Source organism: Aliiglaciecola sp. SL4, from assembly GCF_041538045.1.
In the GTDB taxonomy this organism is placed as follows: Bacteria; Pseudomonadota; Gammaproteobacteria; order Enterobacterales; family Alteromonadaceae; genus Aliiglaciecola.
On the sequence record NZ_JBGOSE010000014.1, the window covers coordinates 71,128 to 82,792 of the forward strand.

The window sequence follows — 11,665 nt, forward strand, 5'->3', positions numbered from 1 at the left end:
TGGCTTTAATCTTCGTCGGTTTCTAGGTTAACTGCCATGGTTGCAAGTAATTTGGCCAAGGTTTTTCTATCTGTTTTAGTTGAACTAAGCTCTTTGGTTACTTCATCCAATCTTTCTAATGCTTCTGAGAATCGAGCGTCATATTTTTCAGTCAGCATGGCAACCTCTTTGTCTACTCTAGTGTGCAATTCATCTGTCTCTTGGCGACCATTGCTGTCAGACATCTCCAATTCAGAAGACAGCTTATCTGCATATGCATTTAGTTCGGAGGTTTTATCATCATACATTTTATCAACAGAGTTAACTTTTAACTGCAATTCTTCAAATCCAGTTTGCATGGCTTTATTTAACTCGCTTACCTGCGCAGCTAATTTCTGGTCGGATTGTTGGAAGCGTTCTAACATCTTACTTTCTAATCGAGATAACTTGAGTTCAATATCTGCTTGAGCAGCACCAAATACAATTTGTCGCAAAGTGGCTAGATCTGTGGGGGTGTCACTATCGCCTTTGGCTGGATTATCTTCCAATGTTCTGTCATCGGTGTTTTTATTCGCCACTATCACTTCCTTCTGCTTGTAATACCGTTAATCAATCATAGCTCAAAAAAACTACTTAATGCACGGGAATTAATTGACACCTATCACTTTTTTTATTTTAAGATACTGGCAATAATAAAATTCAAGATTGTTTATTTATCACTTTGCCACTTTGCCACTTTGATTAACTTGCACTTTTGGTGTTCGAAAATTGGTATGTGCATTGTAATGATTTTTACAAAGTTAATTAGGAAGCATTGTGTCTCGATTTATCATTAATTTCTTAAGACGTTTTAGTGTCATCAAAATAACCTTAATCAGCCTTATTGTATTCTCCATTTTAGTGATTTTTTTAGCTTCTGTTAGCTTGCAAAGTGCATGGCTGCAAGTAAAACAAAGTGAAGACGATCAGCAATTACTAACCTTGTTGGATAAATTAGAAAAAGTGGCTCATCATCACGCGGTTGAACGGGGATTGACCGCAGGCTTTTTAGCTTCTGGTACTGCTTCCCAATTCAAAGCATTAAAACAGCAACGCCTGTTAGCGGATAGTGCCACTGAGGACCTTAACAACACACTAAACGAACAATGGTCAGATCCAAACCAGCTCAATGCTGCGCTGCGGTTGTACTTTAAGCATATTCAGCAAAAGGCGGCTATGCGTAAACAGGTTGATGCACAAGATGCTACTGGTGCATTTAGGTATTACAGTTTATTGAATCGTTTTGCTTTAGAGGCTATGCAGAATCTTCGCGGCAGCATCAACAATCAAGAGGTTTACCAAGGGGTTAGTGGAGCACTTTATTTGGCATGGTTAAAGGAGTATGCAGGTCAATCAAGAGGTAAAATAAACAGCTCTATAGCGAAAGGAGAGATTTCAGATATTGCTAAATATGAAATTGAAGGCTATGTCACCAATTTTGATATCACTAGCCAATATTTACCACTTTTCTTACCTATATCTCAGCAACGACAATTAGAAAATATTTTTACTTCCTCTTCGTATCAAAAGGTGTCCAAAATCCAAACCGAAATCTTACAATCTGCAAATGGCAATATTGAGTCGGCTTACACGCCTGCACAATGGTTTACATTAGCAACTCAACAAATTGTTGCGCTGAAAAAGGTGCTGGATCAACAATGGTTATCTCAGCACCAACGAACTCAGAATATCCGCTCTCAAGCCGCGATTTTCTTAGTCTTAGAAGCTGGAATTTTAACCCTAGTAATGGTGCTGTTAGCCATATTGAACATCTATTTAGTTAGGTCAATGCGTTTACGCTTAAATAAACTAAACATTGATCTGCAAAAAATCGCCGATAATGGCGATTTGACGGTTGATATTAGACTCAGAGGGAATGACGAGCTTGGGGTAATTTCAAGATCTATGCATTTAATGTTTGTGGCCTTTCGGGATCTGATAGTTAATTTAATTAATTCAATAAAATCAGGCCAAATGTTAGGAGAAGAGTTAAACGTCGCTAGCAAACTGGTACTTCAAAATGGCGAGCATAATCATTTGTTGGCGAGCAATATTGCAACGTCACTTGAAGAAATGTCTCAAACCAGTGAAGAGATTGCCAAATCTGCAGCTAACACTCTTGAAGCAAGTGATAAGTTGCAAGAAAAAAATAATCAAAATATCGAAGCGAATTTAACCAACAGTAACGCCTTAAAAACTATGTCGCAAAATATGCTGGAAGTTCGTCAAAAGGCAAACAATATGGAGCAGCAAGTTACCTCTATAAGCAGTATTCTGGAAACTATTAATTCTTTAGCCGATCAAACCAACCTTTTAGCTCTCAATGCAGCCATTGAGGCGGCTAGAGCAGGTGAGGCAGGACGCGGTTTTGCTGTTGTTGCAGATGAAGTTAGAAAACTTGCCAAAGGTAGTAAATCCAGTTCGGACTCTATCTCACAGTTGCTTAAAGATTTGCAAGGAGCGAGCAATGACGTAGTTCTGTCCATTGAAGAAAATGTATCAACTGCACAGGATTCGTTACAGCGAGCAGCCAATGTGGAGATATTGTCAGCAGAACTTATTAACCAAGTAAGTGAACTTGAGCAGTTATCCATTACAGTTTCCGCCGCAGCGGAAGAGCAGGCAGTAACCATCAAGCAGATTGCCGAAGATACCACTGAAGTCCTTGATTCATCGAATGAAGGGCTGTCGATTGCTAAAGATTTAGAGAGTATATTTGGTCGCCTTTCAGCAAACGAAAAGTCTCAGGAGCAGATGATAGAGAGCTTTGTTGTAATGCGATCGAATCTCTAATATCCAAACTATAAGGCTTATTTTAATCATAGGCTGCACTTTGCAGATATATTTCGCTATCATATGCAAAAAAATAATAAGGATTTTTGCCTAACGGAGTTGGTAGTAAAGTCCGTAAAGACAGAGGAATAGTTTTGGTACAAGAGCAAACAAACAATCAGCCGTCTAATGAACAAAGTTCGGGATGGTTTTCCAGGTTTCTAGCAACCGTAGAATGGCTAGGTAACTTACTTCCACACCCCATCACCTTATTCGCTATTTTGGCACTGTTCATTGTGATCCTCAGTGGCATCCTTGGTTATTTTGATGTTGCTGTTTTAGATCCACGGCCGTTAGGGGCTAAAGGCCGTGATCCAGATGGCTGGATTGAAGTGGTTTCCTTGCTCAATGCTGAGGGGCTGCAACGTATTGTCACAGGGTTAGTAACTAACTTCACTGGGTTTGCCCCTTTAGGAACGGTATTGGTTGCGTTACTAGGTGTTTCAGTTGCTGAACATTCTGGATTACTTTCAACTGCGATGCGTGCCATGGTGATGAACGCTTCAGAGCGTATGGTAACTATTACGGTAGTGTTAGCCGGTATCTTATCTAATACTGCATCTGAGTTAGGTTATGTGGTGTTAATTCCTTTAGCTGCGATGATTTTCCACTCCCTTGGTCGTCATCCCTTAGCCGGACTGGCAGCGGCTTTTGCCGGAGTTTCAGGTGGTTATAGTGCGAACCTATTGTTAGGGACAGTTGACCCATTATTATCTGGAATTACTGAATCTGCAGCGCATATGATTGCGCCAGACTATATCGTTGGTCCAGAAGTTAACTGGTACTTTATGATTGTTAGCACCTTTGTCGTAGCCGCTATGGGGGCTTTTGTAACTGAAAAAATAGTCGAGCCTAGGCTCGGCAAATACGACCCGAGTGAAGCGTCTGTTGAGTTAGAAAAACAAGAGATGACAGCACCCAGTGCGCAAGAAAAGAAAGGCTTAAAAATAGCCGGTTTATCTTTTGTGATTGTGTGTGCATTGTTGGCGCTTACCGTCGTACCGGAAAACGGTATTTTACGCAATCCTGATACTGGACTTGTGGCAGGCTCCCCATTTCTAAAAGGAATAGTTGCATTTATTTTTATCACTTTTGCCATTCCTGGGTTTGTTTACGGCAAAATCGTCGGCACTATGAAAAATGATAAAGACGTAATTAATGCAATGTCGAAAAGCATGGGCTCGATGGGTTTATACATTACCTTAGTGTTTTTTGCGGCACAGTTTGTGGCTTTCTTTAAATGGACTAATTTGGGTACTGTGCTTGCGGTTAAAGGTGCCTCTTTATTAACGGCACTAGGGTTAGACGGACCAGAAGTCTTTATTTTATTTATTTTCATGTGTGGCTTAGTAAACCTCTCCTTAGGCAGCGCATCTGCACAATGGGCGGTGACGGCACCTATCTTTGTACCCATGTTAATGTTGATTGGTTACTCTCCTGAAGTGATTCAAGCTGCATATCGAATTGGTGACTCGGTAACCAATGTTATTTCACCAATGATGAGTTATTTTGGTTTGATTTTGGCTATCGCCGCCCGTTATAAAAAGGATTTAGGAATGGGAACGTTAATTGCCACCATGCTGCCTTATTCAATCACCTTTTTTGTCGGTTGGACGTTACTTTTCTATATTTGGGTGTTTTGGTTAGGGATGCCAGTAGGACCAAATGTAGAAACTCTATATAATGGAGGCTAATAACCGTTAACGGTTTGAATTATTTAGCACTAGGTTTTACGTACTAATCCATTCATGGTTTTGGTGCGTAAAACTTATAAAATTGAGACCAAGTCATTAATGAAATATTCAGGCAGCCCCAAATTTAAGCACGACCAAGCGGATAAAGTAGGTGTATTGATTACCAACTTAGGTACACCAGAAGCGCCGACTAAAAAGGCTCTTAGAACCTATCTAAAAGAATTTCTATCCGATCCTAGAGTAGTCGAAATTCCCAGGTTGTTATGGTGGATGATCCTGAATCTAGTCATCTTAAATATTCGCCCTTCGCGCTCAGCTAAAGCCTATGCCACTGTTTGGGAAGATGAGGGCTCGCCTCTGATGACCCATTCAAAAAATCAAGCGGCTGCGTTGAAAAAGAAAATGCAAGAGACCCATGGCGAGGGAGTCGTAGTTGACTTTGCTATGCGGTATGGTTACCCTAGCATTTCTGGAACACTGGAAAAAATGATGCAACAGGGTGTACGTAAATTAGTTGTACTGCCTTTGTATCCTCAATATAGTGCATCAACTTCGGCTTCTACCTTTGATGCAGTGGCTGATGATTTCCAAAAGCGTCGTTGGATACCAGATTTACGCTTTATTTCGCAATATTGCGATCACCCTGATTATATTCAAGCAATAGCGGATAAAATACGTCAACATTGGCAACAACATGAACAAGCTGACAAACTCATTTTTTCTTACCACGGTATTCCTCAGCGTTATTTAACCAATGGCGACCCATATTTTTGTCAATGTCATAAAACCTCTCGTTTAATCGCTGAAAACTTAGGTTTGCAACAAGACCAATTTTTGATTTGTTTTCAATCTCGATTTGGACGCGAAGAGTGGCTAAAACCTTATACTGATCACACCCTCCAAGCTCTTCCTGCTAAAGGTGTTGAGTCTGTGCAGGTGGTCTGTCCGGGATTCTCCGTTGACTGTTTAGAAACCTTAGAAGAAATCGGTGTAGAGAATCGAGATTATTTTCTGGAAGCCGGCGGAAAACGTTACGAATATATACCAGCCCTTAATGATGACCCCGCTCATATCGAAATGATGGCTTCGATTCTTGCCAGCAATTTGCATGGATGGGAGTCAGTCGCTGATAACTCTACTAGATCGCAACTAGCTAAAAATCAAGGTGCAACACTATGAATGACAATTCACCAGGTTCCATTGCCGCTCCAAAAGCTTTAGTGGTTGCGCAAAAACTTGGCAATATGTCTGATACTGCAGTGCGTATCCCTTATACAAAAGTAAAATTTGGCCTCGACTTCCTAATTGGCCTTATTCCGGGAGTTGGAGATCTGATAATGTTCATTGTTGGGGCGGTGATTATTATCATGGGCAAAACCATAGGTATGCCAACGGCTCTGATTTTGAAAATGCTAAAAAATAGCTTGATCGATTTTGTATTAGGCTTAGTGCCTTTTGTCGGTGATATTGCAGATATATTTTACAAATCTAATCAAGCAAATGTGCGAATAATGGAGCGCTGGTGGCTGAGTCAAAATAAAGCAGCTATCGATGCTCATACTCAAGAAAAATTGGCTAATTGGCAGGACACCAAAAATGAAGATATATGACACCCATACAGCGCCTACTCCACGAAGAGTACGTATATTTCTTGCCGAAAAAGGCATCGACATGGAATATGTGCAAGTAGATTTGCAAAAGGGGGAAAACATCAGCCCTGAAATGCGACTGAAAAATCCCATTGGTAAAGTGCCTATTCTTGAGCTAGACGATGGCACTTGTATTGGTGAATCAGTAGCAATTTGTCGTTATTTCGAAGCATTGCAACCAGAACCTGCACTGATGGGAACTACGCCACTAGAGCAGGCGCAAATCGAAATGTGGCAGCGCCAGGTTGAGTTTGCTTTATTCATGCAAGTCGGTATGTGCTTTCAGCATTCAACCGGTTATTTTAAAGATCGCATGACCCCTGTACCCGAGTACGGCAAAGTCGCTGGAATTTCTGCAAGTAAGTATTTGAAAGTTCTGGAAAAACGTCTAGAAACTAACGAATTTATTGTTGGCGACAAGTTTTCTATAGCCGATATCACCGCTATGTGTGCAATTGATTTTGCTCGAGTGGTACAAATTAAGATGACCGACGAACAAGTCAATTTACAGCGCTGGTATAAGGCGGTTAGTGCCAGACCCAGTGCGAGTGCCTAATTCGTCATCCATTAGTTATTCTGCAAAAACAATAAAACAACCAGCATTTAATCAACACGCAATACGCAGCAGGTTAAGTGCTAGTTGTCATTTAAACTATGCTAATTTCCAAAAATCCATAGATAGCGCTTAATCACGCCAGCGACGAGTTAAATCTTGATAGTCGTCAATTCGACGGTCCCTGAAATAGGGCCATATCCTTTTGATCTGTTCTGTTCTGGCTAAGTCTAACTCTACCATCAAGGTTTCTTCGTTTTCGCTACTTGCTTGCGCAAGCACTTCACCTTGAGGACCGCTAATAAAACTCTGTCCCCAAAACTGAATGCCGGGATCACCAGCAACTGGTGAAGCTTCAAATCCTGTGCGATTGGCGACAATCACTGGTACTGAGTTGGCCACAGCATGTGAGCGTTGTATAGTTTGCCAAGCGTCAAATTGACGTTGCCTTTCTTCTGCCGTATCTGTGTTGTCCCAACCAATAGCGGTAGGATAAAACAACATATCGGCACCCGCCATCGCCATTAGTCTTGCAGCTTCTGGATACCATTGATCCCAACACACTAGCACTCCTAGTCGACCCACACTGGTATCTATGGGTTCGAATCCCAAGTCGCCAGGCGTAAAGTAGAACTTTTCATAAAAGCCAGGATCATCTGGAATGTGCATTTTCCGGTATTTGCCCACCATCCCTGCCTGTCGGTCAAACACCACGGCAGTGTTGTGGTATAAACCAGAACCGCGTTTTTCAAATAATGATGTGATCAACACTATATTGTGTTTTGCCGCTAACTCGGCGAAATAATCTGTAGCGGGGCCGGGAATAGTTTCTGCTAAATCAAAGTAGTCGGTATTCTCTTCTTGGCAAAAATAGAGGGTACTATGGAGTTCTTGCAACAACACTAATTCACAGCCGTCAGCGGCAAGTTTAGCCACTTGTTTTGCGCTGTTTTCCCAGTTTTGGGTTTTGTCGTTGCTGCTAATGGCTTGTTGAACCAAGCCTACTTTTAAGGTGTTTTTGTTCATTTTATGCTTCATATCCATAAACAGTTAAGCCATCTCTAAGGTTGTCGAGCACCTCAGGTTTTAACGTTCCCTTAGGAACCTGCATGCTAATACAGTGCACACTGCCAAATTGTTGAACTAAAGGCAAACTATCGATAGCCACGATTTGAAATCCTGGGTAGGCGTTTGCGATGATTTCCAACGCCAATTGATCTTCAGGTTGACGATAAATAGGGCACAACACCTGTTGGTTTGAAATTAAAAAATTAGCGTAAGATGCAGGTAAGCGCTCACCAACTTCATTGAGTATGTATGGTAAGGGGAGTTCAAAAATATCATGTTCAGGTAAGCGTGCTTTCACTTCTTTGACTAAGGCATTTAAGCCACTAGAGTGACTATCTTTCGGCCGATTGAAGCAAGACTGAATGACCACACCTGAGTGTTCAGTGAATCGTACCAAGGTATCGATATGGCCATCTGTATCGTCACCCTCTAGATGCCCATTTTCTAAAATACTGATTCGACTTGCACCTAAGTGTTTGCTAAACATAGCTTGATAGGTGGCGCTGCTCATACTGCCGTTGCGCTGGGGGTTTTGTAAACACATAGCCGTAGACAACAAGTGACCGTATTGGTCGATTTCTAAAGCGCCACCCTCAGCCACCAAATCGACACTTTTAAGGGGTTGCTTACACAAATTCGCTAACACAGCGGTATTAACCTTGTTATCCAAGTTGGCATCAAACTTATTGCCCCAACCATTGAATATGAATTCTATAGGTTGCATGGTACTTTCCTGCTTAACCGTCAAAAAACAGTAGTCTCTACACCAAGTATCGTTATAGTGAGTAATTACCAACATAAGTTTTCGGCAATCTTTGAGAAGCAATTTGGCAGCGTCTACTTCTTGCTCTCTAATGAGTAGAATCACCCCTGTATCGTTGTGGGTAATGGCTTCAATTAGTTGCTTGTAGGTATTCCTGACATCCTTTAACCAAGGTTCCCAATCAGTTTTTTCATCTGGCCAAGCTAAAATTACGGCTTCCTGTGCATACCATTCAGGCAGCAATATCAATTCTGGATTCATTGCGTTATTGGGTTAGTGGCATTCAACTTAAATTATAACCTTAAGGCATATTGTAGGGGTACATTTTTATAGCTTAAGAAGCAACGGAAACTGCCGGAATTTTGATGATGCAGCCAATGGACTTTAGCGACGGGCATGTTAACGTAAGGAGATGATTATCAAAGTTGGAGCAAATTATGGCGCAATGGCATGATGGAAAAGTTGTGAACCGTAAAGATTGGAATGATCATTTGTTTAGTTTGCAATTCAAATGTGCTGAGTTTCCTAAATTTAAAGCCGGTCAATTTACCAAAGTGGGACTCACCCAGGCTGATAATACGGTTTTGTCCCGCCCTTATTCATTGGTGAACTCGCCAAATGCGGAATATTTAGAAATTATCGCCGTGCCGGTGGAAGATGGCAGCCTTTCTCCTAAGTTACATGAACTCCAAATTGGCGATGAGGTGAAAATCATGTCACCTGCCACGGGGTTCTTAGTTTTAGATGAAGTACCTCACAGCCAAACATTGTTTTTAGTCGCCACAGGAACTGGAGTGGGACCTTTTATTTCGATATTAGAAGGTGAAGATGTTTGGACAAAATATACAAATGTCGTGCTAGTTTATGGGGCAAGACAAAAGACTGATTTAGCCTATTCAGACAAAATTCAACACTGGCTAAGTCACAAGTCTAAGCAATTTCATTTTGTTCCTATAGTTAGTCGCGAAGTGAACCCAGATACATTAAAAGGGCGTATACCTGAGTTAATCGAAAAAGGCGAGATTCAGCATAAATGCGGATTGGAGTTTGATCCCCTTATTTGCCAAGTCATGTTATGTGGAAACCCCGATATGATTAAGGATACCTTAGGGGTGCTTGAAAGCTTTGGTTTGAAAAAACATTTGCGCCGTTCACCAGGACAAATTAGTTTAGAAAGGTATTGGTAGCAGGCGTTGCATGGTTCGCGTTAAGTCATAATTTCAACAACCGGTGCTGTAACGAATGAGCAGTCAATCAAGCATCGGTAAAGGTAGTATAAATGACAAGAAATCTACTATTTGTAGCTAAAGTTTTTGGATTAGTCCTATTGTTAGTCGGATTAGTGGCGTGCCAAACAACTGATGCAGTGGTGAAGGATAATTCAACAGATAAGAGCGAACCATACATAGCACCGTTGAAATGGCAATCTACCTCATTTATCCCACAAGATGTGCCCTCCACAGATGATATTTTTAAGTTGACAGCTCAACAGCAAGAAGACTTCACAAAGTATTATTTTGCAGAAAAAAATGCCCACATTGAAGAACATGAACGTCTGTATAATTATTTAGAAATGATTCTTTATGGGTTTGACTACCGGGGTGATACTTACACGGCGTCCGTTGCACTAACAAAGCACAGTGGAAATTGTCTTTCTTTGGCGATCTTAACCGCCGCATTGGTGAATTTGGTTGATTTAGATATTCGCTACCAACGGGTTAATACAGCGCCAATATATCAACGTTTTCATAATGTCATGACCTTGTCCTCGCACGTCAGAACTTTTGTATTTGCACCGCAAACACCCCTGAAAAAGAATGAAATTGTTATTGCTAGAAAAAAAATGATAATCGATTACTTTCCTGAAAAAGGCAACGTAACTGGCGATTACATAGATGAATCTCAATTTATATCCATGTTTTATCAAAATTTGGCAGGAGACAGTTTAGTTGCCAAAGAATATGACCTTAGCTATGCGCTGCTATCCAAAGCCATGGCGTTGAATACTCAAAACCCTGAAACTTTAAACACCTTAGCGGTGTTATATAAAAGCCTTGGTGATGAGGCTAGCGCTGAGAGAATTTATCATTACGCATTAAATAATACTTCGGGTTCGGTCAACATCCTGAGTAACTATGCGTTGCTATTAGAGGAACAGGGGCGACAGATAGAGCTATCGGAAATTCAGGATAAACTAAACTCTGTGAAGGATGATAACCCCTACCGCTGGTATGATCTTGCTAACAAACATTTTGATAATGATGAACTTACCTATGCCTTAAGGTACTTCAAAAAATCTATCAAGGTGGCTCCCTATCTCCATGAAGGTTATTTCGGTGCCGCCAAAACCTACTATCAGATGGGTAGGACAAAATTAGCTAAGGAGTTTATGGATAAAGCTGTGGAGCTGAAGTTTACGCCTCAAGATAAAGTGTTATACAAAGCGAAATCTAGCGTGATTTCAGTTGAACACTAGCATCGACTATAGGTTGATTAGGCTATATTTAAAAAGCAGTTAATTAAGCTGTTTTTTTAACAGTTGACCATTACGTTCAATAACATCGATTAATGGAATAAATCCCGCAGGAGTGGATAAGTTTGCATATCCATTTGCCATTTCTACTAAAACATCACCAAACATAGAGTTTCTATTAGGTTGCGGCGCATAATCGACAGCCAAATTATCGCCATTTACCCATGTTGTTGGTCCGCCAGAAGCTGCAAATGCGATATCTAATTCAGAATGCTTAACTCGCGTTGCTAACTGATATAAATCTATATTTTTAATGACAGTAGAAATAAGGGCTCTTTCGTTTTCCACATTTTCCAATAAGCGCATTAGTTTATCTTGTGCGTGAAAAACGTAAATCATATTAACCTCTAGAAAATTTTGTTACCCCATCACTATCACATTCTTAACATCATCTACACCGTTGGCAATGATAATTTCAAAACTCGACATGCATTTTTCACAGCGCATAGTTTGAGGCTGATTCATTATTTCTTGTTGATGATTATCGAGGGAGTTTGCTGATAAGCAAATTGGGCACAAACATTCCAATGACGCTTCTGTTTTAATCATGACATT

General features: G+C 40.8%; 12 protein-coding genes. 7 read left to right on the plus strand and 5 right to left on the minus strand.

Annotated features, from left to right (window positions below; translation table 11 throughout):
- Positions 1-5 precede the first annotated feature (5 nt).
- Positions 6-557: a hypothetical protein gene (locus tag AB6T38_RS16690; RefSeq protein ID WP_372548382.1), complete on the minus strand. Its 552-nt coding sequence runs from the start codon at positions 555-557 to the stop codon at positions 6-8.
- Positions 558-795: 238 nt separating this feature from the next.
- Here AB6T38_RS16690 and AB6T38_RS16695 point away from each other — a divergent pair, with 238 nt between their 5' ends.
- The 5 genes from AB6T38_RS16695 to AB6T38_RS16715 all read left to right on the plus strand — a co-directional run bounded on the left by AB6T38_RS16695 (position 796) and on the right by AB6T38_RS16715 (position 6,749).
- A complete protein-coding gene (locus AB6T38_RS16695; protein ID WP_372548383.1) occupies positions 796-2,811 on the plus strand; it encodes a methyl-accepting chemotaxis protein in 2,016 nt (671 codons plus the stop codon).
- A gap of 134 nt (positions 2,812-2,945) precedes the next feature.
- Positions 2,946-4,544: an AbgT family transporter gene (locus tag AB6T38_RS16700; protein ID WP_372548416.1), complete on the plus strand. Its 1,599-nt coding sequence runs from the start codon at positions 2,946-2,948 to the stop codon at positions 4,542-4,544.
- A gap of 99 nt (positions 4,545-4,643) precedes the next feature.
- Positions 4,644-5,723, plus strand: coding sequence for a ferrochelatase (gene hemH / locus AB6T38_RS16705; protein ID WP_372548384.1), 1,080 nt, complete (start codon positions 4,644-4,646; stop codon positions 5,721-5,723).
- On the plus strand, positions 5,720-6,154 hold the full coding sequence (locus AB6T38_RS16710; RefSeq protein WP_372548386.1) for a DUF4112 domain-containing protein: 435 nt from the start codon (positions 5,720-5,722) through the stop codon (positions 6,152-6,154). The genes hemH and AB6T38_RS16710 overlap by 4 nt, the downstream gene beginning before the upstream one ends.
- Positions 6,141-6,749 carry a glutathione S-transferase family protein gene (locus AB6T38_RS16715; protein WP_348492401.1) on the plus strand — a complete coding sequence of 203 codons (609 nt, stop codon included), beginning with the start codon at positions 6,141-6,143 and terminating at the stop codon, positions 6,747-6,749. Before AB6T38_RS16710 ends, AB6T38_RS16715 begins: the two co-directional genes overlap by 14 nt.
- A gap of 129 nt (positions 6,750-6,878) precedes the next feature.
- On the opposite strand, the gene AB6T38_RS16720 is transcribed toward AB6T38_RS16715, so the two are convergent.
- A complete protein-coding gene (locus AB6T38_RS16720) occupies positions 6,879-7,772 on the minus strand; it encodes a carbon-nitrogen hydrolase (protein ID WP_372548387.1) in 894 nt (297 codons plus the stop codon).
- Between the two features lies 1 nt (position 7,773).
- Positions 7,774-8,838: an agmatine deiminase family protein gene (locus tag AB6T38_RS16725; protein WP_372548388.1), complete on the minus strand. Its 1,065-nt coding sequence runs from the start codon at positions 8,836-8,838 to the stop codon at positions 7,774-7,776.
- A 176-nt stretch (positions 8,839-9,014) separates the two neighbouring features.
- On the opposite strand from AB6T38_RS16725, the gene AB6T38_RS16730 reads away from it, so the two are divergent.
- On the plus strand, positions 9,015-9,764 hold the full coding sequence (locus tag AB6T38_RS16730; RefSeq protein WP_372548389.1) for a ferredoxin--NADP reductase: 750 nt from the start codon (positions 9,015-9,017) through the stop codon (positions 9,762-9,764).
- 92 nt (positions 9,765-9,856) lie between these two features.
- A complete protein-coding gene (locus AB6T38_RS16735; RefSeq protein ID WP_372548390.1) occupies positions 9,857-11,053 on the plus strand; it encodes a tetratricopeptide repeat protein in 1,197 nt (398 codons plus the stop codon).
- A gap of 39 nt (positions 11,054-11,092) precedes the next feature.
- Here AB6T38_RS16735 and AB6T38_RS16740 read toward each other — a convergent pair whose 3' ends face one another.
- Positions 11,093-11,449 (minus strand): hypothetical protein, encoded by a 357-nt coding sequence (locus AB6T38_RS16740; RefSeq protein ID WP_348492406.1) that lies wholly within the window; start codon positions 11,447-11,449, stop codon positions 11,093-11,095.
- Positions 11,450-11,470: 21 nt separating this feature from the next.
- A complete protein-coding gene (locus AB6T38_RS16745; RefSeq protein WP_372548391.1) occupies positions 11,471-11,659 on the minus strand; it encodes a hypothetical protein in 189 nt (62 codons plus the stop codon).
- Between the last annotated feature and the right edge of the window lie 6 nt (positions 11,660-11,665).